Source organism: Streptomyces sp. NPDC043685, assembly GCF_056436585.1.
In genome coordinates, this window is the sequence record NZ_JBWKCH010000001.1 from 545002 (window position 1) to 566800 (window position 21799).

At 71.6% G+C, this 21799-nt stretch carries 14 protein-coding genes; 7 read left to right on the top strand and 7 right to left on the bottom strand.

The genetic code is table 11. The features are described from left to right. Window positions 1–244: 244 nt before the first annotated feature. Window positions 245–3445, bottom strand: coding sequence for a tetratricopeptide repeat protein (locus tag AC0665_RS02645; protein ID WP_478704285.1), 3201 nt, complete (start codon window positions 3443–3445; stop codon window positions 245–247). 169 nt (window positions 3446–3614) lie between these two features. On the opposite strand from AC0665_RS02645, the gene AC0665_RS02650 reads away from it, so the two are divergent. The 5 genes from AC0665_RS02650 (at window position 3615) to AC0665_RS02670 (ending at window position 12319) form a co-directional block, all read left to right on the top strand. Further along, entirely contained in the window at window positions 3615–5648 is a 2034-nt protein-coding gene (locus tag AC0665_RS02650) for a thioredoxin domain-containing protein (protein ID WP_478604915.1), read from the top strand. Between the two features lie 146 nt (window positions 5649–5794). Beyond that, on the top strand, window positions 5795–7084 hold the full coding sequence (locus AC0665_RS02655; protein WP_363118385.1) for a glycosyltransferase: 1290 nt from the start codon (window positions 5795–5797) through the stop codon (window positions 7082–7084). Continuing rightward, window positions 7081–8730, top strand: coding sequence for an ArnT family glycosyltransferase (locus tag AC0665_RS02660; protein WP_478704286.1), 1650 nt, complete (start codon window positions 7081–7083; stop codon window positions 8728–8730). The genes AC0665_RS02655 and AC0665_RS02660 overlap by 4 nt, the downstream gene beginning before the upstream one ends. Continuing rightward, window positions 8727–9920: a glycosyltransferase gene (locus tag AC0665_RS02665; protein ID WP_478604908.1), complete on the top strand. Its 1194-nt coding sequence runs from the start codon at window positions 8727–8729 to the stop codon at window positions 9918–9920. The genes AC0665_RS02660 and AC0665_RS02665 overlap by 4 nt, the downstream gene beginning before the upstream one ends. A gap of 59 nt (window positions 9921–9979) precedes the next feature. Then, the gene (locus AC0665_RS02670; RefSeq protein ID WP_478605377.1) at window positions 9980–12319 is read left to right on the top strand and encodes a galactose oxidase-like domain-containing protein; all 2340 of its coding nucleotides are present in this window, start codon (window positions 9980–9982) and stop codon (window positions 12317–12319) included. Between the two features lie 73 nt (window positions 12320–12392). On the opposite strand, the gene AC0665_RS02675 is transcribed toward AC0665_RS02670, so the two are convergent. The 4 genes from AC0665_RS02675 to trhA all read right to left on the bottom strand — a co-directional run bounded on the left by AC0665_RS02675 (window position 12393) and on the right by trhA (window position 16216). Further along, on the bottom strand, window positions 12393–13124 hold the full coding sequence (locus tag AC0665_RS02675) for a Mut7-C RNAse domain-containing protein (protein ID WP_478704287.1): 732 nt from the start codon (window positions 13122–13124) through the stop codon (window positions 12393–12395). Between the two features lie 33 nt (window positions 13125–13157). Beyond that, window positions 13158–13784: a TetR/AcrR family transcriptional regulator gene (locus AC0665_RS02680; protein ID WP_468407082.1), complete on the bottom strand. Its 627-nt coding sequence runs from the start codon at window positions 13782–13784 to the stop codon at window positions 13158–13160. Window positions 13785–13789: 5 nt separating this feature from the next. Continuing rightward, on the bottom strand, window positions 13790–15340 hold the full coding sequence (locus tag AC0665_RS02685; protein WP_478604905.1) for an MFS transporter: 1551 nt from the start codon (window positions 15338–15340) through the stop codon (window positions 13790–13792). A gap of 162 nt (window positions 15341–15502) precedes the next feature. After that, window positions 15503–16216, bottom strand: coding sequence for a PAQR family membrane homeostasis protein TrhA (gene trhA, locus AC0665_RS02690; protein ID WP_468407086.1), 714 nt, complete (start codon window positions 16214–16216; stop codon window positions 15503–15505). Between the two features lie 327 nt (window positions 16217–16543). Here trhA and AC0665_RS02695 point away from each other — a divergent pair, with 327 nt between their 5' ends. Then, window positions 16544–18373 carry a phosphoenolpyruvate carboxykinase (GTP) gene (locus tag AC0665_RS02695; RefSeq protein WP_363118379.1) on the top strand — a complete coding sequence of 610 codons (1830 nt, stop codon included), beginning with the start codon at window positions 16544–16546 and terminating at the stop codon, window positions 18371–18373. 488 nt (window positions 18374–18861) lie between these two features. Here the strand turns inward: AC0665_RS02695 and AC0665_RS02700 are convergent, their stop codons facing one another. Then, window positions 18862–19281, bottom strand: coding sequence for an SCO4983 family protein (locus tag AC0665_RS02700; protein ID WP_468407088.1), 420 nt, complete (start codon window positions 19279–19281; stop codon window positions 18862–18864). Window positions 19282–19414: 133 nt separating this feature from the next. Continuing rightward, the gene (locus AC0665_RS02705; RefSeq protein ID WP_468407090.1) at window positions 19415–20626 is read right to left on the bottom strand and encodes a pyridoxal phosphate-dependent aminotransferase; all 1212 of its coding nucleotides are present in this window, start codon (window positions 20624–20626) and stop codon (window positions 19415–19417) included. Between the two features lie 126 nt (window positions 20627–20752). On the opposite strand from AC0665_RS02705, the gene AC0665_RS02710 reads away from it, so the two are divergent. Then, a complete protein-coding gene (locus AC0665_RS02710) occupies window positions 20753–21646 on the top strand; it encodes a hypothetical protein (RefSeq protein ID WP_478604901.1) in 894 nt (297 codons plus the stop codon). The last annotated feature ends 153 nt before the right edge of the window (window positions 21647–21799 follow it).

The window sequence follows — 21799 nt, forward strand, 5'->3', positions numbered from 1 at the left end:
GAAGCGGCTGACCCTCCGGAGACGGCCGGCACGCGGCGGCGGCCCGGCCGGTGTCCTCACCGGGAGGGCGCGGCCAGGGACAGCAGCAGGTGTGCCGTCTCCGGACGCAGATGATCGGAGCGCGCGCCCGCCGGGCCCTCCCCCCGGACGAAGACATCGCTCGCGTCCACTGCTGACGAAGCCGTGGTCGAGAGCGGCGAGGGGGCAGGGCTCGGCGGAGGTCCCCCGACGACCAGCGGGGGCGTCACCGCCCTCCCGCCGGGACCGCCACCCCCATCACCTCGCGCGCATGCCGGTTCGGCACCATGCCCAGGCGCCAGGCCTGCCAGCCCGCCTCCAGGGTCACCCCGCGCTCCAGCAGGAGCTGGAAGGCGTCGATGTAGTCGTCCAGCTTGCCGTCGCGCAGGTCGTGGCCCGCGCGCGACAACCGGGTCAGCTCCTCCTGGGCCACCGCCGTGCCGACCTCCATGCCGCCCGGGGCCGCGTAGGGGAGCAGGGTGCAGCGCAGGAAGCGGGCCCAGTCCTCGCCCCGGCGGTCGCCGTAGGACGTGAACAGCTCCACCGCCTCGTCGCACAGGGCCAGGGCCTGCTGCGTGCGGGCGTTGCCCGCGTCGACGACCGCCAGCTCCAGGCAGGTCCACGCCTCGCCATGGGCGACACCGATGCGCTGGAAGTCGGCCCGGGCGTCGACCAGCAGCTGGCGGGCGAAGCCCGAGTTGCGCAGCGAGCCCGTCTGGGCCGCTCGCTGGTCGCGGGTGACGCGGGCGGAGTGGTGGCGGGCGCAGGCCAGGCCGTAGACGTCACGCATGCGCGAGAACATCGTGCGGGCGCGTTCCAGTTCGCGGACCGCCTGGTCGAGGTCACCCGTCTCCTCCAGGGCCTGGCCCAGGTAGTACAGCGTCCAGGCCTCCCCGCGCGCGTCCTCGTTGTCACGGTGCCGGGCCGCCGCCCCGCGCAGCTCCTCCACCGCCGGTGACGCGTCCCCGCCCACCAGCAGCGCCCGGGCCAGCTGCGTCAGGGCCCAGGCCTCCCCACGGGCGTCACGGGTCCGTCCGTACAGGTCGAGCGCCGCCCGCAGCTCCGACTCGGCACGCGGCACGTCCCCCATGCGCAGCCCCAGCTGCCCCAGCTGGAAGTGCGCCCACGCCTGACCGTGCACGGACTCGCCCCGCCGGTGCAGCACCAGCGACTCGGTCAGCAGCTCCAGCGCCTCCGCCAGCCGGGCCCGGTCCCGCTCCACCGCCGCGAGCGCGTGCATCGTCCACGCCCGGTCCACGGCCAGCGCGGGGGAGGCCTGGAGAGCCAAAGCCTCGCGGAGCTTCTCCGACGCCTCCGTCAGATTGCCCTGGTGGTGCAGGGTGATGCCGAGGGAGCACAGGGCACGCGCGGCCCCGGCGTCGTGATGCGCCTCCCGGTAGAGGTCCACGACCGACGCGAGCGTCGTACGGGCCTTGTCCAGCTCGCCCAGCTGCCGCGCCGCGATGCCCGTGCGCCACTGCACCGAGCGGACCAGCAGCCCCTCGTCCACCGCCTGGGCCAGCTCACTGATCTCGCCCAGGCGGTACAGGTCGCCGCGCAGCAGGCAGTAGTCGCACAGGGCGCCCAGCAGGTTCAGCACCGCCGCCTGGTCCACGCCCTCGGCGTGCCGCAGCGCCGCCGTGATGAAGCTCGACTCGTCGTCCAGCCAGCGCAGCGCCTCGTCGAGGGAGGTGAAGCCGTACGGGCTGAAGCGGTTGGTGCGGGTCGACATGTTGCCGTCGACCATGCGCAGCACCGAGTCGGCCAGCTCGGCGTAGTTCACGATCAGCCGCTCCTGCGCGGCCGTGCGCTCGGCCGGCTCCTCCTCGTCGAGAAGGCGCGCCTGGGCGAAGGAACGCACCAGGTCGTGCAGCCGGTAGCGATCGCCGCGGACGTGGTCGATGAGACCGGCGCGGGTCAGGGTCTGCAGATGGCGCTTGGCCTCCGCCTCGTCCGTGGCCAGCAGCGCGGCGGCCGCGGCTGCCCCCAGCGAGGCCCGGCCGGCCAGGGCCAGCCGGCGCAGCAGCCGCCGTACGGTCTCCGGCTGGTCGGTGTAGCGCAGCCACAGGGCTCGCTCCACCGGCTCGACCGGGCCGTACGCGGCGAGGTCCGTGGCCAGCGCCCGGGGGGAGCGCGGGCCCAGGCACGAACCGGCGATGCGCAGCGCCAGCGGCAGCCCACCGCACAGCTCCCGGACCCGGTCCGCGGACTCCGCGTCGTACGGCCCGGAACGATCCTGCGCCGCCGCGCCCAGCAGCTCCTCCGCGCCCGCCGCGTCCAGCGCGGCCACCGCCAGCTGGTGCACCCGAGCGGGCAGACCCGGCAGCTCCAGCGGGCCCCGCGCCGTCACCAGCACCAGGCTGTCGGACCGCTCCGGGACCAGGGCGCGGATCTGCTCGGCGTCGGCGGCGTCGTCGAGGACGACCGTGACCGGCAGGCCCGTCAGATGCTGGTGGTACAGCTCGCTCAGCCGTTTGACCTGCTGGTCGGGGGAGGAGCGCTCACGGAACAGCAGCTGCTCGCGGGGCGCGCCGAGCCGGTTCAGCAGATGCAGCAGGGCGTCACGGGTGGACAGCGGGGACTCGCCCGGCCCGTCGGCGCGCAGATCGACGACGCAGGCACCCCGGAAGTAGTCCTTCAGATCGTGCGCGGCGTGCACGGCGAGCGCCGTACGGCCGCTGCCGGACGGGCCGTGCAGCACCACCACGGTCGGCTGCGTCTCCGTGCTCGCCCGGGCCGCCTGCACCCACTGCCGGATCTGCGCCAGTGCCTGCCGCCGCCCCGCGAACGGCTCCGCCGGCTCGGGGAGCTGCGCGAAGGACTGCTCCAGCACATTGCGCCCGCGCGCGGCGGCGCTCTTGTCCGCCCCCCGCAGCCTGGGCCCGGTTTTCTTCGGTCCGGTCGACGCCGCCAGCACCCGCTGCTGGTCCAGGAACGGCCGGATGCCCCGCACCTCCAGCGCCGTCAGCCACTGGAGCCGCAACTGCTCGGGCCCGCCCGGCTGGCTCACGGCACCGGCGCGGCGGCTCGCGGCCGGCAGATGCGAACCGACCACCTTCACCACCGTCGCCGCCGCCCCCACGACACCCACCGTCACACCCGCCCCGAGAGCGGTCCCGGTCCCCGTGCCGAGCGTCAGGTCGGCGACCACGGCCGCGACCGCCGCCACCCCCGCCACCAGCAGCGGCGTCCCGGCACCCTCCCGGGCGTAACGCTCCGCGAAGGTCAGCTGACCGGCCGCCGCCTCGTCCAGGGCGCGCGTGTAGGCCTCGTACTCCTCGGACGCGCTGCGCGCCATGACGTCGAGCGCCCCGCGGGCCCGTGCGAGCAGCACCTTCCCGTCGCTGCGCCCGCCCGAACGCCGCACCTCCTCCTCCACGGCCCGCTGCAACAGCCGCTCGGCCTCCACCCGATGACTGTCCCGCATGTCAGGTCCCCCTCCGGCCACAACTCCTGGGCCTATGAGTGTCCTTGGTGGGAGCCGTGAGCGCGAGGGGGTGACGATCAACGGTTGCGGTCCGGTGACCTCCGCGCCGCCCGCCGGGAGCAGGGGCGCGTTCCGTGGTCGGCCGGCCGTCGTGAGGCAGGATGGAAGCATGCCGAACCGACTGGCGCACGAGACGTCCCCCTACCTCCTTCAGCACGCCGACAACCCCGTCGACTGGTGGCCCTGGTCGGAGGAGGCTTTCGAAGAGGCGCGGCGGCGGGGGGTCCCGGTGCACCTGAGCGTGGGCTACTCGAGTTGTCACTGGTGCCATGTCCTCGCGAGGGAGAGCTTCCAGGACGAGGTGACGGCCGCCGTCATGAACGAGCACTTCGTCAATATCAAGGTCGACCGGGAAGAGCGTCCCGACGTCGACGCCGTCTACATGGAGGCCGTGCAGGCGGCGACGGGGCAGGGTGGCTGGCCCATGACCGTCTTCCTCACGCCGGACGCCGAGCCGTTCTACTTCGGTACGTACTTCCCGCCCGCTCCCCGCCAGGGCATGCCGTCCTTCCGGCAGGTGCTCCAGGGGGTGCACCAGGCGTGGGGCGAGCGGCGGGACGAGGTGACCGAGGTCGCCGGGAAGATCGTCCGGGACCTGGCCGGGCGGGAGATCTCCTACGGCGACGCGCAGACCCCCGGCGAGGAGGAGCTGGCGCAGGCGCTGCTCGGGCTGACGCGGGAGTACGACCCGCAGCGGGGCGGTTTCGGCGGGGCGCCGAAGTTCCCGCCGTCGATGGTGCTGGAGTTCCTGCTGCGCCACCACGCCCGCACCGGTGCCGAAGGGGCGTTGCAGATGGCGCGGGACACCTGTGAGCGCATGGCCCGGGGCGGTATCTACGACCAGCTCGGGGGCGGCTTCGCGCGCTACTCCGTCGACCGTGACTGGGTGGTGCCGCACTTCGAGAAGATGCTGTACGACAACGCCCTGCTGTGCCGGGTGTACGCCCATCTGTGGCGCTCCACCGGTTCGGAGCTGGCGCGCCGGGTCGCCCTGGAGACCGCCGACTTCATGGTGCGTGAACTGCGCACGGCCGAGGGCGGGTTCGCCTCCGCGCTGGACGCCGACAGCGATGACGGCACCGGCAGGCACGTCGAGGGCGCGTACTACGTGTGGACGCCCGCGCAGCTGCGGGAGGTTCTGGGTGAGGAGGACGCCGAGCTCGCGGCCCGGCACTTCGGTGTGACCGAGGAGGGCACCTTCGAGGAGGGCGCGTCCGTGCTCCAACTGCCGGTGCGCGACGGTGTGTCCGACGCCGGGAAGGTCGCCTCGATCCGTGAGCGGCTGTTCGCCGAGCGGGCCGAGCGGCCCGCGCCCGGCCGGGACGACAAGGTCGTGGCCGCCTGGAACGGGCTCGCGATCGCGGCGCTGGCCGAGACCGGTGCCTACTTCGACCGGCCCGATCTGGTCGAGGCCGCCGTCACCGCCGCCGACCTGCTGGTCCGGCTGCATCTGGACGAGCAGGCCCGGCTCACCCGGACCAGCAAGGACGGGCACGCCGGTGCCAACGCCGGTGTCCTGGAGGACTACGCGGATGTCGCGGAGGGTTTCCTCGCGCTGGCGTCGGTCACCGGCGAGGGTGTGTGGCTGGAGTTCGCGGGGTTCCTCCTCGATCACGTCCTGGAGCGCTTCACCGACGCCGAGTCGGGCTCGCTGTACGACACCGCAGCCGACGCCGAGCGGCTGATCCGCCGCCCGCAGGACCCGACCGACAACGCCACTCCCTCGGGCTGGACGGCGGCCGCGGGGGCCTTGCTGAGTTACGCCGCGCACACCGGCTCCGAGCCGCACCGTACCGCCGCCGAGAGGGCGTTGGGGGTCGTCAAGGCGCTGGGGCCGCGGGTGCCGCGCTTCATCGGCTGGGGTCTCGCCGTCGCGGAGGCCGTGCTGGACGGGCCGCGCGAGGTCGCGATCGTGGGTCCGTCCCTCGACCACGAGGCCTCAAGGGCCCTGCACCGCACGGCACTTCTGGGCACCGCGCCGGGTGCGGTGGTCGCCTTCGGCGCTCCGGGGAGCGAGGAGTTCCCGCTGCTCGCGGACCGTCCGCTGGTGGGCGGTGAACCGGCCGCGTACGTCTGCCGTAACTTCACGTGTGATGCCCCGACGACCGAGCCTGACCGGCTGCGTACGGTCTTGAGTGGCTGAAGTCACGTATGAACGGAAACATGGTCTTTATCTGAACAGGCCCCAGGCTTCACAGTTCCCCCCTAATCTCTGCACAGTGACGTGGCGGACGAGGCCGCACCTGCCCTCCGCCGCGTCAGGGGGCTCTGGGATCTGGGGGGATCTGCTTGCTGACGTCTGTCTTCATCGCTGCCGTTTCACTTGCCTTGTTCTGGATGGCGGCGTTCACCCTGTGGTGGCAGATGCACGCCTGGCGTACGCCGGAAGTGCTCGCCTCCACCCGGTTCAGCAGTCCGGACGGGGACGAGCACGTCTCGTTCTCGCTGCTGCTGCCCGCCCGGCACGAACAGGCGGTGCTGGACCACACGATCCAGCGGCTGCTGGAGTCGAGCCACACCGACTTCGAGATCATCGTGATCGTCGGGCACGACGACCCGGAGACCACGGCGGTGGCCGAGCGGGCCGCCGCGCGTGACCCGCGGGTCCGGGTGGTCGTCGACACGCACGAGAAGAAGAACAAGCCGAAGGCCATGAACACGGCGCTGCCGCACTGCCGCGGCGATGTCGTCGGGGTCTTCGACGCGGAGGACCAGGTCCATCCCGAGCTCCTCGCGCACGTCGACCACGCCTTCCGCACCACCGGCGCGGACGTCGTCCAGGGCGGGGTGCAGCTGATCAACTTCCACTCCAGCTGGTACAGCCTGCGCAACTGCCTGGAGTACTTCTTCTGGTTCCGCTCGCGGCTCCACCTGCATGCGCAGAAAGGTTTCATTCCGCTCGGCGGCAACACCGTGTTCGTCCGCACGGACGTCCTGCGGGAAGCCGAGGGCTGGGACCCGGACTGCCTCGCCGAGGACTGCGACCTGGGCGTGCGCCTGTCCAGCGTCGGCAAGAAGGTCGTGGTCGCCTACGACTCCGACATGGTGACCCGGGAGGAGACCCCGGGCTCGCTGATGTCCCTGCTCAAGCAGCGCACCCGCTGGAACCAGGGCTTCCTCCAGGTGTACCGGAAGGGGGACTGGAGGCAACTGCCCACGCTCGGGCAGCGGTTACTCGCCCGCTACACCCTGATGACGCCGTTCATGCAGGCCTTCACCGGCCTGATCATCCCGCTCAACGTGGCGATCGCGCTGTTCCTCGACGTGCCCGTCGGCATCGCCTTCATCACCTTCCTGCCGGCCGTCACCGCCCTGGTCACCTTCGTCTTCGAGGTCGTCGGACTGCACGACTTCGGCAAGCAGTACGGGCTGCGCGTCCGCTTCGCGCACTACCTCAAGCTGATCCTGGGCGGCCCCTTCTACCAGGTCCTGCTCGCCGGCGCGGCCGTGCGGGCCGTCTGGCGCGAGCAGCGCGGCCGCAACGACTGGGAGCTGACGAGCCATGTCGGGGCGCACCTCGACGAGACGGCCGCGCACCGGCAGGACGTTCCCGTGACCCGAGAGGACGTTCCCGCGTGACCTCCACCCTTCCCGCGGTGACCGCCCCGAAGGTCCCCGCGCAGCGCCGGCCCGCGCCCCGCACCGGTGCGCACCGCCGCGTGGAGCCGCCGAGCCGGCTGCGCTCCTCCCGGCCCGACCTGCTCCTGTGCGGTGTGCTGCTCCTGGCGATCCTCGTCGTGCAGGGCTGGAACATCGCCGACTACCCCGCCCTCAGCGACGACGAGGGCACCTACCTCGCCCAGGCCTGGTCGGTCCAGCAGGGCAACGGGCTGGCCCACTACACCTACTGGTACGACCATCCGCCGCTGGGCTGGATCCAGCTCGCCGTGCTGACCTGGATCCCCGCGCTGATCAGCCCCGAGTCGATGACCGTGGGCACCATGCGCGCCACGATGCTGGTGATCAGCGGCATCAGCGCGGTCCTGGTCTTCGTGCTGGGCCGGCGCCTGGCGCTGCCCCGCTGGGCCGCCGCGCTCGGCATGGTGTTCTTCGGGCTCTCGCCGCTGTCCGTCGTGCTCCAGCGGGAGATCTTCCTCGACAACCTCGCGGTGATGTGGACGCTGCTGGCCTTCACGCTGGCCGCCTCCCCGAGCCGCCACCTCTGGCACCACTTCGGCGCGGGCATCGCGGCCGCCACGGCCGTGCTCACCAAGGAGACGATGCTCGTCGTCCTGCCCGCCCTGTTCCTCACCATGTGGCGCCACAGCCACCGGGACACCCGCAAGTTCGCCCTCACCGGAGCCGTCACGGCCTGCGCATTGATCGGCTTCTCGTACCCCCTGTTCGCCCTGCTCAAGGGCGAGTTGCTGCCGGGTGCCGGGCACGTGTCCCTCTGGGACGGCGTCAAGTACCAGATGACCAGGCCCGGTTCGGGCTTCATCCTCGACCAGGGCTCCGGCTCCTGGGGCGTGCTCCAGTCGTGGCTGTACTACGACAGGATCCTGCCCCTCGGCGGCCTGGCGGGCGCCCTGCTCCTGCTCGTCACCTGGCGCTGGTCGGTCACCGCCCGCGCCCTGGCCGGACCGGCCCTGGCCGTGGCGATCTTCGCCGCGCTGGCCCTGCGCCCCAACGGTTACCTGCCCGCGATGTACGTCATCCAGGCCCTGCCGTTCCTCGCGCTGGTCCTCGCCGGAGGAACCGCCTCCGTCGCCCACGCGGTGCTGAGCCGCTGGCGCGCGGAGGCGGAGCAGCGGTACGTCAGCGTGGGCCGGTACGCGCTCGCCGCCGTGCTCGCCCTGGCCGCCGGTGCCTATGTGGTGCCGCGCTGGTACGACGGCGCCCGCACGGCCGTCACCACCGACGCCAACGCCCCCTACGTGGCGGCGTCCACGTGGCTGGCCACACAGGTCGAGGACCCGGAGCGCACCCGGGTGCTGGTCGACGACGCGCTCTGGCTGGACCTGGTGCACCAGGGCTACCGGCCGGGTCTCGGCGTCATCTGGTTCTACAAGGCCGACCTCGACCCCGCGGTGACGAAGACGATGCCGCGCGGCTGGAAGGACCTCGACTACGTCGTCGCCTCGCCGACCGTGCGGCGTGACGCGGCCGACCTGCCCAACGTCAAGGCCGCCATGGAGCACTCGGAGCCGGTCGCCACCTTCGGCACCGGCGAGGACCGCATCGAGATCCGCCAGATCAAGACCACCGCCGGAGGCGCGCGATGAGCCAGGAGTCCACCGTCCCCGGCGAGGTCGTCGAAACCGCCGAGATCCCCGAGCCCGGCGCGGTCACCATCGTGGTGCCGACGTTCAACGAGTCGGCGAACGTGAGGCAGTTGCTGCGCCAGATCACCGAGGCCGTGCCGGCCCGGCTGCCCTGCGAGGTCGTCTTCGTGGACGACTCCACCGACGACACCCCGGAGGTCATCGAGAAGGCGGCGCAGGACTGCCCGTTCCCGGTGACCGTCCTGCACCGCGAGGAGCCGGTCGGCGGGCTCGGCGGCGCGGTCGTCGAGGGCCTGAAGGCCGCCACGTCCGACTGGATCGTCGTGATGGACGGCGACTGCCAGCACCCGCCGTCCCTGGTGCCCGACCTGGTCGCCACCGGTGAACGGGCCAACGCCGGGCTGGTCGTCGCCTCCCGGTACATCAAGGGCGGCAGCCGGGCCGGACTCGCGGGCAGCTACCGCGTGTTCGTCTCGCGCGGGGCGACCTGGCTGACCAAGGCGCTGTTCCCGCGCCGACTGCACGGCATCAGCGACCCGATGAGCGGTTTCTTCGCGATCCGCCGCAGCGCGGTCACGGCGGAGGTGCTCCAGCCGCTCGGCTACAAGATCCTCCTGGAACTCGCCGTCCGCAGCCGCCCGGGCCGGGTCACCGAGGTGCCCTTCGTCTTCCAGGACCGGTTCGCCGGGGAGTCCAAGTCGACCGCGCAGGAAGGCTTCCGCTTCCTGCGCCACCTGGCCGGGCTGCGCGCCGCCTCCCCGGTGGCGCGCATGATCGGCTTCGGCCTGATCGGGCTGACCGGCTTCCTGCCGAACCTGGTCGGCCTGTGGGCGCTGACCGCCGTGGGCATGCACTACGTACCGGCGGAGATCCTCGCCAACCAGCTCGGTGTCGCCTGGAACTTCGTGCTGATCGAGCACCTGCTGTTCCGCGAGCGGCGCCGCCATCGCCGCTGGTGGGACCGCGCCGGGCGGTTCGCGCTGCTCGCCAACGCCGATCTGGTGCTGCGCATCCCGCTGATCGCGCTGTTCGTGCACCAGTTCCACCTGGGTGTGCTGTCGGCCACCGCGCTCGCGCTGGTGACGACGTTCGTCCTGCGCTTCGCCGGGACCGAAGCGCTGGTCTACCTGCCGCGCCGGGGGCATGAGAAGCCCGCGCGCGGGAGCCGCGCCGCGAGGAGAACCGTGTGAACAAGTACCGGAGAAGAACCGCACTCGCCGGCGTGGGCGCCCTCACGGCCGGTCTGCTGATGACCGCGCCCCAGCCCGCGTCCGCCGCCAACCTCATCAAGAACCCCGGCTTCGAGACGGCCGGCGGCGACGGCATGCCGTACTGCTGGGAGAAGTCCGGCTGGGGCGACAACGACTTCACCTTCACCACCACGGCCGACGCGCACACCGGTTCGAAGGCCATGAAGGTCGAACTGACCCGCCGCGTCGAGGGCGACCGCAAGGCGCTGATCACCGAGTCGGCCGCGTGCGCGCCGGTGGTGACGGCGGGCCGGCAGTACGACCTCGGCCTCTGGTACAAGACGACCACGCCCGACGCGGCGATCACGCTCTTCCGGCACGACACCACGGCCGGCTGGCAGTACTGGACCGACCTCAAGACCCTGGACATGGCGGCCGGCTGGACCGAGGCCACCGTCCGCACCCCCGAGGTCCCGGCCGGCACCGACCGCATCTCCTGGGGCGTGTCCGTCTACGGCACCGGCTCCGCCACCACCGACGACTACACGATGGACCAGGTCCCCGACCCGGTCCTGCCGCCGCAGTGCACGGGCACCGCCGAGCAGTGCGCCGACGGCAGGTGGGACGTACTTCCCACGCGGAACCCGGTCCGCTCCATGCACTCGGTGGTCCTGCCGGGCGGCAAGGTGCTGCTGATCGCGGGCTCCGGGAACGACGAGTCGATGTTCAAGGCCGGCACCTTCACCTCGGCGGTGTACGACCCGCAGAAGGGCACCTACAAGGTCATCCCCACGCCGAAGGACATGTTCTGCGCCGGCCACGTCCAGCTCCAGGACGGGCGGGTGCTGGTGATGAGCGGCAACAAGGCGTACCCGGTGCCCGGCGGGCACGGCTACGAGGGCTTCAAGGACTCGTACGTCTTCGACCCGGCAACCGAGACCTACTCCAAGACCAACGACATGAACGACGGCCACTGGTACCCGTCGGCGACGATCCTCGGCAACGGTGACGTCATCTCCTTCGGCGGACTGCGCGAGGACTCCACCGGCTCGGTCACCGCCGAGCTGTTCTCCGAGGCCGAGCAGCGGTGGCAGCCGCTGTGGAAGGTCAACCAGACCTGGTCGTACTGGGGCCTGTACCCGTCGATGATCCTCATGCAGGACGGCCGCCTCTTCTACTCGGGCAGCCACGTCTTCGGCAACAACATCCCCGGCACCGGCTCGGCGATCTACGACTACGCCGCCAACGCCACCACCCAGGTGCCGGGCCTGCGGAACAAGGACGAGCGCGACCAGTCGGCCAGCGTGCTGCTGCCCCCGGCGCAGGACCAGAGGGTTCTCACCCTCGGCGGCGGCAACATCGACTCCAACCCGGAGGCGAACCGGCTGACCGACATCATCGACCTCAAGCAGCCCAGCCCCTCCTACGTGGCGGGGCCGCCCATCCCGCAGGGCACGGTCGACCTCGGCAACGGGCCCGTCCCGCAGACCGGGAACCAGGGCAAGATGTACGTCTCCGCGGTGCTCCTGCCCGACGGCAAGGTGCTGGAGACGGGCGGCGCCCTGCACAACCGGGCCGACCCGGTCCACGAGACGTCGATCTTCGACCCCGCCTCGGAGACCTTCGACCCGGTGGCCGCCGACCCCGAGGCCCGCGGCTACCACTCCTCGGCGTTCCTGCTCCCCGACGGCCGTGTGATGACCACCGGCGACAACCCGGGCAACGGCACGTGGAACCACGACGTGTCGGTCTACAGCCCGCCCTACCTGTTCAGGGGCCCGCGTCCGCAGATCACCTCGGTGATCGACACCGAGTGGAACTACGGCGACACCCAGCGCATCACCGTCGACCGGCCCATCGCCAAGGCCGAGCTGATCCGCCCGGCCGCCGTGACGCACTCCTCGGACCCGAACCAGCGGTTCGTGGACCTGCCGCTGTCCGTCGACGGCGACAACGTCGACCTGAACGTGACGAGCAACCCCAACCTGGCCCCGCCCGGCTGGTACATGCTCTTCGCGGTCGACGTGGACGGGGTGCCCTCGGTGGCGAAGTGGGTGCACCTGGCGGGCCCGCGGGCCCTCGAGGCGACGGACGCCTCGGCCCATGTCCACGACTTCGCCGACCGGCCCACGGGCAAGGTGGCCGAGCCCGGCAGGAAACGGGTGTCCCAGAAGGTCAGCCCCACGATCTCCGGCTGCGACCGGCACTACGGCTCGATCAACGTGTGCGTGCCGACGAACTTCCCGGCGGAGGTGAGGAAGTCGGCGGCGGCGCGCTGCGCGTGGCTCAAGGCCAACGACTACGGCCGCCTGAAGGTCAACGGCAAGGACGACCCGCTGGGCCTGGACAGGAACCGGGACGGCCTCGCCTGCGCCGAGGGGGACCTGACCAGGCGCTGAGACGTCCCTCAGGGGCGCGGGGAACCGCAGGGCCGGCCATGACGGCCGCGCGGTTCCCCGCGGCGCCCCACCCTCAACGGCGCTCGGAGCGAAGCCCGACAGCCCGCTCCACGATCGCCCCCAGCTGATCGTGGTGCGCACCCTTCCAGTACGCCCGACCGCACTGCGCGCACTGCGCGAACACGTCGTACGTGGCGTGCGTGCCGTGCTTGAGCTGGTCGGCGACCTCGTCCTTGGTCGCCTCGCGCAGCAGCCCGTTGCAGGCCGTGCACCGCGTCCACGGGCGCAGCTCCGGCCGGAACCGGTCCAGGATGTCGTCCAGTTGCTCCTCGGGCCGCGTGCTGTACACGAACGCCCCGGCCCACAGCTCGCGCCTGCGCAGCAGCCCCCGGTCGCGGCTCAGCATGACCCGCTGCTCAGCCGCCGAACGCGCGGCCAGCGCCGGGTCGCCGATGTCGGTCGACTCGTACGCCGTGTCCACGCCGAGCAGGCGCAGGCGGCGGGCCAGCGTGCCGAGATGGACGTCGAGGAGGAAACGGAGAGGAGCCCCGGGCACCTGCTGGGGGCGGGCGACGGCCCGTACCGTCACCGCCTCGCCGGCGGCCGGCACGTGCGAGAACGGCACCTCCCGGCCGTCCACGACCAGCGGGCCCACCTCGGTCAGCGGCACCCCCAGCGACTCGATGACATGGCCGAGGCTGGAGGCGCCGTCGGTGGGCGCCCGCACGGTGCCGTCCCTGCGGGCCCGGGTGACGAAGACATGCAGCTCGGGGGCGAACTCGACGTGGATCTCGGGACCGTTCACCCGGTCAGGATGCCATGGTGAGGGGCGCCGGAATCAGAGTTTTCCGCTCGGCAGGCCCTGCTCCATGACGTCCAGCGCGCGGTCGACCAGGTCCCGGATGTCGTCCCGGTGGCCGGTCTCGGCCCAGTAGCGGGAGACCTCCATGAGCCCGCCCATCACCGCCATGGAGAACACCCGCAGCTCCAGGCTGTCCGGGTCCAGCCCGGAACGCTCGGCCAGGGCCTGGCGGAGGAGGTGGCCGGTGGCGGCCATGCTCTCCATCATCCGGGCGCGCACGGCCGGCACCTCGACGCCCAGCCGGGTCCGCAGCCGCGTCACCTCGGGTTCCTCGGCGAGGCTCAGGTCCAGGGCCGTGCGCATCACATGCCGCAGGACGTCCGCCCACGACTCGTCCAGGGGCCGGGCCCGCAGCTCCGCCAGCATGAACGGGTCCCACTCGTCGGTGATGACGATGTCTTCCTTGGTGGGGAAATACCGGAACACCGTCGACGGCGACACCTCGGCGCGCTCGGCGATTTGCTCGACCGTCGTGGCGTCGTAACCCTGCTCCTCGATCAGCGCGTAGGTCGCGGTGCGGATCGCCTGGCGGGTCTTGATCTTCTTCCGCTCCCGGAGCCCCGGCTGGGGGCGGTCGGCGGGGGTGGTGCGTGCGGCCGTCATGAAGGTCATTGTCGGGCATCGGCCTCGGGCGGGGCCATGGCCGGGGCGCCGTCCGTCCCGGCCGGGGCGGGCCGGGCGCCGGGCAGGAACGCCCCGGCGAGCGGCGCTGCCGCCAGGGCCGCGACGCCGCACACCAGCAGCACCACGCCCATGCCGTGGACGTAGGCGCTGTCCGCGGAGGCGGCCAGGCCGGCCGTGCCCGTGCGCTCGGCGACGAGGTGTGCGGCGACCACCGACTCCCCGGCGGTGTCGGCGGCCCGGGCGGGCAGGCCGCTCACGTCGAGCCGGTCCCGGTAGACGCCCGCGAGCAGGCTGCCGAGCAGGGCGATGCCGATGGCACTGCCGACCTGCCGCAGGGTCATCAGCAGCCCGGAGCCACTGCCGGCCCGGTCCGCGGGGAGCGCGGCCAGCGCCCCGTCCATCGCGGGGACCACGGAGAAGCCGAAGCCCACCCCGGTCACGGTCAGCCACAACGCCGTGAAGCCGTAGCCGGAGTCGGGCGTGGTGCGGCTGCCGAGGAACGCCGCGCAGGCCAGCACCACCAGACCGCAGCCGACCACCGCGCGGGGACCGAACCGGGCGACGACGGGCTGGGCACCGCGCGCGGCGACCATCAGGCCGCCCATCATCGGCAGCAGCCGCAGCCCGGTGCCGAGGGCGTCGTGGCCGAGGACGGCATGGAGGTATGGCGGCAGCAGGAAAAGCAGACCCGCCAGGACGAAGGTGACCAGGGTCGCCGTCAGCGCGCTGACCAGGAAGCCCCGGTGGCCGAGCAGCCGCGTGTCGATCATGGGCCGCGCGGCCCGGCGTTCGCGCAGCACCAGCCCGGTGAGCAGCACCACGGCTCCGGCCAGGAACCCGGCCACCAGGGGGTCGCCCCAGCCGCGGGTGGGTGCCTCGATGATGGCGTAGACCAGGGCGCCGAGGCCGGCGGCGGTGAGGGCCGTGGCGAGGGCGTCGACCTTCGGGGCGGAGGGGTCGCGCGTTTCGGGGAGCAGGAACAGGCAGGCGGTGATGCCGAGGCCGGCCATGGGGACGTTGATCAGGAAGACCGAGCCCCACCAGAAGTGGTCGAGCAGCCAGCCGCCCAGGACGGGTCCGAGCGGCATGCCGAGCGCGGAGGCGGCCGACATGGCGCCGACGGCCTTGGTGCGCTCCTCGGGACCGAACAGCGACGGCAGCACCGACAGCGCCAGCGGCATCACCAGCGCTCCGCCCACCCCCATCACGGCCCGGGCCGCCACGACGCAGGGCACGTCCGGGGCCGCGGCGCCAAGGACCGAGCCGGCCAGGAAGATCCCGAGTCCCGTGATCAGCATCAGCCGCCGTCCGAACCGGTCGCCGAGCAGCCCGGCCGGGAGCATCAGCGCCGCGAAGACGACGACATAGGCGTCCGCCATCCACTGCTGCTCACCGGTGCCGGCGCCGAGTTCCCCGGCCATGGTCGGCAGCGCCACGTTGAGGATCGTCATGTCGAAGCCGAGCGTGAGCATGCTCGCGACCAGGGCCGTCAGGGCCCACCAGCGCCGGGGATCGGGTGAAATGACAGCGGCCATGAAATGACAGTAGCTCTCAAAAGAGAGTGGATGTCAATAACTCGGCAGGTGTTCGGGCATCGCTCGCACGTGTCCGCGCCCGAGGCGGGTGTGCGGGCACGCGAAAGGCCACGGCCGGAAGGCCGTGGCCTGGGGGCCCGTGGGGCCTGGGGGCAGGGGGGCCTAACCGTGCTGGTACGCCACCAGCGAGATTCCCACGTAGTGGGCGATGAAGGCCGCGAGCGTGAAGGAGTGGAACACCTCGTGGAAGCCGAACCAGCGCGGGGACGGGTTCGGCCGCTTGATCCCGTAGACCACGCCGCCCGCGCTGTAGAGCAGACCGCCGACGACGATCAGGACGAGGACCGCGACGCCGCCGTTGCGCATGAAGTCCGGCAGGTAGAAGACGGCCGCCCAGCCCATCGCGATGTAGCACGGCGTGTACAGCCAGCGCGGGGCGCCGACCCAGAAGACGCGGAAGAGGATGCCGGCCGCGGCCGCGGCCCAGATGCCCCACAGCAGCCACTCACCCTTGCTGCCCGGCAGGAGCAGCATGGCCAGCGGGGTGTAGGTGCCCGCGATGATCAGGAAGATGTTGGCGTGGTCCAGCCGGCGCAGGACGCCATCCATGCGCGGGCTCCAGTCGCCCCGGTGGTACAGCGCGCTCACACCGAACAGCAGGCACGCGGTCAGAGCGAAGACGCCGCAGGCGATGCGGCCTCTGGAGGTGTCGGCGAGGGCGGTCAGCGCGAGGCCGGAGATCACGACGGCCGGGAACATGCCGAGGTGCAGCCAGCCGCGCAGCTTCGGCTTCACCGGATGAGGCAGGGAGAGCTCCTGCGGACCGTGGCCGTCGGCCGCCGAGTCCGAGGGCGCGTCGGGGACGAACGCAGTCATGGCCGAATGGTAGCTACGGAACCGTAAGTGACCCATCAGTGGCTCGGTTCGACCGTCGAAGAGTGGCCATCCTCTCACCCTCGCCCGGCGGCGGTTACGCAAATGAACCGTCAGGTGAACGCAACGTGCACGTAAAGAGGGCCCGAGAAACCGTGGCGAGCCTCACGTTGCTCACTTGTGCACTCCTCTGGACAGATGGGCGCGAGCATCGGATGATCAAATGAGTGCGGTCGGCACCGGATGAGCGCCAAGATCCACCTGAAGCATCCGGGTCGCAGCCCCCACGGGGCCTCCACATCACAAAAAATCCCTCATTTAGGAGCAATCGTGGCGCGCGACATCGCGGCTCCCACCGTCCCCACCACTCATCAGGGGCTGATCTCGTGGGTCAACGAGATCGCAGAACTGACGCAGCCGGACAACGTGGTCTGGTGTGACGGGTCCGAGGCCGAGTACGAGCGACTGTGCGAAGAGCTCGTGGAGAAGGGCACCTTCCGCAAACTCGACCCGATCAAGCGCCCCCACTCCTACTACGCGGCCTCCGACCCCACCGACGTCGCGCGCGTCGAGGACCGGACGTTCATCTGCTCCGAGAAGGAGGAGGACGCGGGCCCGACCAACCACTGGAAGGCCCCCGCCGAGATGCGGGAGATCTTCCAGGGCTCCGGGGGCCAGGGAGGTCTGTTCCGCGGCTCGATGCGCGGCCGGACCATGTACGTCGTGCCCTTCTGCATGGGCCCGCTCGGCTCGCCGCTGTCCGCACTCGGCGTGGAGATCACCGACTCCGCGTACGTCGCCGTCTCCATGCGCACCATGACGCGCATGGGCCAGGCCGTCCTGGACGAGCTCGGCTCCGACGGCTTCTTCGTCAAGGCCGTCCACACCCTGGGCGCCCCGCTGGAGCCCGGCCAGGCGGACGTCCCCTGGCCCTGCAACCAGACCAAGTACATCTCGCACTTCCCCGAGGACCGCGAGATCTGGTCCTACGGCTCGGGCTACGGCGGCAACGCCCTGCTCGGCAAGAAGTGCTACGCCCTGCGCATCGCCTCCGTCATGGCCCGGGACGAGGGCTGGCTCGCCGAGCACATGCTCGTGCTGAAGCTGACCCCGCCGCGCGGCGAGGCCAAGTACGTCGCCGCCGCCTTCCCGAGTGCCTGCGGCAAGACCAACCTCGCCATGCTGGAGCCGACCATCCCGGGCTGGACGGTCGAGACCATCGGCGACGACATCGCCTGGATGCGCTTCGGCGAGGACGGCCGCCTCTACGCCATCAACCCCGAGGCCGGCTTCTTCGGCGTCGCCCCGGGCACCGGCGAGCACACCAACGCCAACGCGATGAAGACCCTGTGGGGCAACTCCGTCTTCACCAACGTCGCCCTCACCGACGACAACGACGTGTGGTGGGAGGGCATGACGGAGGAGACCCCGGCCCACCTGACGGACTGGAAGGGCAACGACTGGACGCCCGAGTCCGGCGTCCCGGCCGCCCACCCCAACGCCCGCTTCACGGTCCCGGCCTCGCAGTGCCCGATCATCGCGCCCGAGTGGGAGGACCCCAAGGGCGTGCCGATCTCGGCGATCCTCTTCGGCGGCCGCCGCGCCACCGCCGTACCGCTGGTGACGGAGTCCTTCGACTGGAACCACGGCGTCTTCCTCGGCGCCAACGTGGCCTCCGAGAAGACCGCCGCCGCCGAGGGCAAGGTCGGCGAACTGCGCCGCGACCCCTTCGCGATGCTGCCGTTCTGCGGCTACAACATGGGCGACTACATGGCCCACTGGGTCGACGTGGCCAAGGACAAGGACCAGTCCAAGCTGCCGAAGATCTACTACGTCAACTGGTTCCGCAAGGACGACGAGGGCAAGTTCGTCTGGCCCGGCTTCGGCGAGAACTCCCGCGTCCTGAAGTGGATCGTGGAGCGGCTGGACGGCCGGGCCGAGGGCGTCGAGACCCCGATCGGCATTCTGCCGACCAAGGAGGCCCTCGACACCGATGGCCTGGAACTGGCCGAGTCCGACCTGGAGTTCCTGCTCACGGTCGACAAGGAGATCTGGCGCGAGGAGGCCGCCCTGGTCCCCGAGCACCTCAACACCTTCGGCGACCACACGCCGAAGGAGCTGTGGGACCAGTACCGCGCCCTGGTGGAGCGCCTGGGCTGAGCCCACTCCCCGAACTCCGCGGCCGGCTGGAACCGACAGTGCCCTGACCAGCAACATCGTCACGGCCGGCCGCGGGACCGACAGGCGGGGCCCGCACAACGGCGTGCGGGGTTCCGGGCCCGTCACCGCCCTCCGTCCGCCCCGACGGAACCCTGCGGCGACAGGTCCACTCCCGCCCGCTTCGGCACGGCTCGCTCCGCGGGCTCACGAACGTGCCGATGGATGACCGAGCGCCCCGGCCGACTGCCTACGTCGACCGGGGCGCTCGGGCGTTTCCGGGGTGTGCGGTGTGGTGGAACCAGGCCGAACCCAGCTTGACGGGCTCGGAGTTGTTCGAGCCGACGTGGCGGGCGATCGTGGTCTGCAAGAGGCGTGACCGGCTTCGGGTGGGGTACCCGAGGGCCCTCACTGAGGGCTTAGTGGCGCCCGGTCCGCGCGTCGCTGCGGGTGCGCGCGGACCGGGGCCGTCAAGGGGAGCCCCGCAGGGCTCAGTGGGACGCGAGTTCCCGGGGCCCCAGCGCCGCGGTGTGGGCGTCCATCCGCTCGGCGGCCAGGATCGCGGCCGCCGTGTCGGCACGGGAAGCGGCCACGACCAGTGCCCGGCCCGCCAGGGCGTGCGCCCGCCGGTGCAGGGCGGCGGCGTTCTTCTCGTGTCGGCCGCTCATCGGCGCCCGTACGGGGGTGCGGCCTCCCCGCAGCCTGCTCACCTGCTTCGCGAGCCGCTCCGCCGCCGTGTCCAGGTCGGCCGAGGCCTGCGTCGCCCGCAGCTCGTCCGTGACGGCGAGCAGCGCGGCGAGGTGGCCCGCGAGCTGGATGTCCAGCTCTTCCTCACGCGAACGGTGGGGGAAGTCCGGGTTGGGGCCGTCCACCGTGCTGTGGACCGACTTGGTGCGGATCGGTTCGTACATGGGAAGGCCTCCTGAGTCCTTGCAGGAAACCATCCTAGCTTAGAATTCGTCTAAAGTTGAGTTGTTCACAAGACCGGACTGCCCGCGCACATAGCGTGAGCGGGCAGGTCGGGTGAGGTGTGGCCGGTGCGGATCAGGGCTGGCTGTAGCCGTCCAGGAAGTGCCCGATGCGCCCCATCGCGTCGGTCAGGTCCCCGACCGTCGGCAGGGTCACGATGCGGAAGTGGTCGGGCTCCGGCCAGTTGAAGCCCGTGCCCTGCACGACCATGATCTTCTCGCGCCGGAGCAGGTCCAGGACCATGCGGCGATCGTCCTTGATCTTGAACACCTTGGGGTCGAGGCGCGGGAAGAGGTACAGCGCCCCCTTCGGCTTCACGCAGCTCACGCCGGGGATCTGGGTCAGCAGCTCGTACGCCGCGTCCCGCTGCTCGCGCAGCCGCCCGCCGGGGAGCACCAGGTCGTTGATCGTCTGCCGTCCGCTGAGGGCCGCGACGACTCCGTGCTGCCCGGGCATGTTCGCGCACAGACGCATGTTCGCCAGGATCGTCAGACCCTCGATGTAGGAGTCGGCGTGGGCGCGCGGCCCGGAGATCGACATCCAGCCGACCCGGTAGCCCGCCACCCGGTACGCCTTCGACATGCCGTTGAAGGTGAGGGTGAGCAGGTCGGGGGCGACGGAGGCGGTGGGGGTGTGCGTGGCGCCGTCGTAGAGGATCTTGTCGTAGATCTCGTCGGAGCAGACGAGCAGGTTGTGCCGGCGGGCGATGTCGGTCAGGCCCTTGATCATCGCCTCGTCGTAGACGGCACCCGTCGGGTTGTTCGGGTTGATGATCACCAGCGCCTTGGTGCGGTCGGTGACCTTGCGCTCGATGTCGGCGAGGTCCGGCATCCAGTCGGCCTGCTCGTCACAGCGGTAGTGCACGGCCGTGCCGCCGGACAGGGATACGGCGGCGGTCCACAGCGGGTAGTCGGGCGCGGGCACGAGGACCTCGTCGCCGTCGTCCAGCAGGCCCTGCATGGCCATCACGATCAGCTCGGAGACGCCGTTGCCGATGAAGACGTGCTCGACGTCCGTCTCGATGCCGAGGGTCTGGTTGTGCATGACGACCGCCCTGCGCGCGGCCAGCAGGCCCTTGGCGTCGCCGTAGCCGTGGGCGGAGGAGACGTTCCGGAGGATGTCCTCCAGGATCTCCGGGGGGCACTCGAAGCCGAACGCGGCCGGATTTCCGGTGTTCAACTTGAGGATCCGATGCCCGGCAGCCTCCAGTCTCATCGCCTCCTCGAGGACCGGGCCCCGGATCTCGTAACAGACGTTGGCGAGCTTGGTCGACTGGATCACCTGCATGTCTGGGAGCTTACGGCCCGGTAATGCCTCTCGGGCCGTGTTTTCCGCCACGTGAGACGCGGGGATTTGCGGCGATATCGGTGCGCGCTGTCCCACCAGCACCTTCGGTCCCTAGAATCCCCCGGCATGTCCAAGCCATTCGATTACGCCGAGCGAGCGACGGGCGGCGAGCCGCAGGGGCCGCCGAACGTGTACCTGCCGCAGGGGGTCGCCCCTCCGGTGTACGACGCCTACGCGGATCCGGCGGCGGCGCACGGATGGCAGGACGTGTACGGCCACGATCACGGCCACGGTGGCGGCCCGGCCGACGCCCCCGACCTCCATGCGTATCCGGGGGAACCGGGGAATCCGGGGGGTCCCGCGCCCGTGTACTCCGGCGAGGTCGACGGCGCCCATGAGGGGCGTGCGTACCCGGGGGACCCCGGCGTTCCCGCCTACCCCGGCAGCGATGCCGACGGCGCCCACCAGGGCCATCGCTCCGACGGCATCGGGGAAACCCGTGAGCTGCCGGTGGTGCCGGTGCCGGGCGGCCGGTCCGGGGCCGGACACCGGGCCCGGCGCAAAGCCCCTGCCCCGCGGTCGCGCCGCGTGGCGGTCGCGGCCGGTGCTGTGGGGGCCCTGTCCGTGGCCGTGCTCATCGCCGGGTTCTCCTTCTCGGGCGCGCCTTCCGGCGGGCCGCGGGGCGGTGAGAGCGGCCGTGCGGATCCGGCGACGGAGGACTCCCCGACGGCTTCCCCCTCGGACACCGGTCCGGGGGTGAGCTCCGGCGCCCCGCTGGCGGCCCGCCCGGAAAGCTCTGACGACCCGTCCGGTGCGGCGTCCCCGACTCCGCCCCCCACCGTGAGCCGGACCCCGTCCGTGTCCGCGTCCCCGTCCGCCACGGAAGGCGCGCCGCCCCCGGCCGGCGACTCCACGACCACCGCACCCGTGAACTCCGGCCCCACCGCCACGACCTCGGCGCCCGGCAGGTGGGACGGGAAACCCGGACATGGGCCCGGTGGCACCAAGGGCCCCAAGTGAGCGCCCTGTAAGGGCGGTTGAGTAGGGTCGGTACCGGACTCCAGAATTCCGGTTGTGGAACAGGTTCTTGTGCCACTCCCTTGCGACGATCACAATGCACATGACAACAGTGCAGGCGGCCGGAAGATTTTCGGCCGCCTCCGTCGCAAGAGG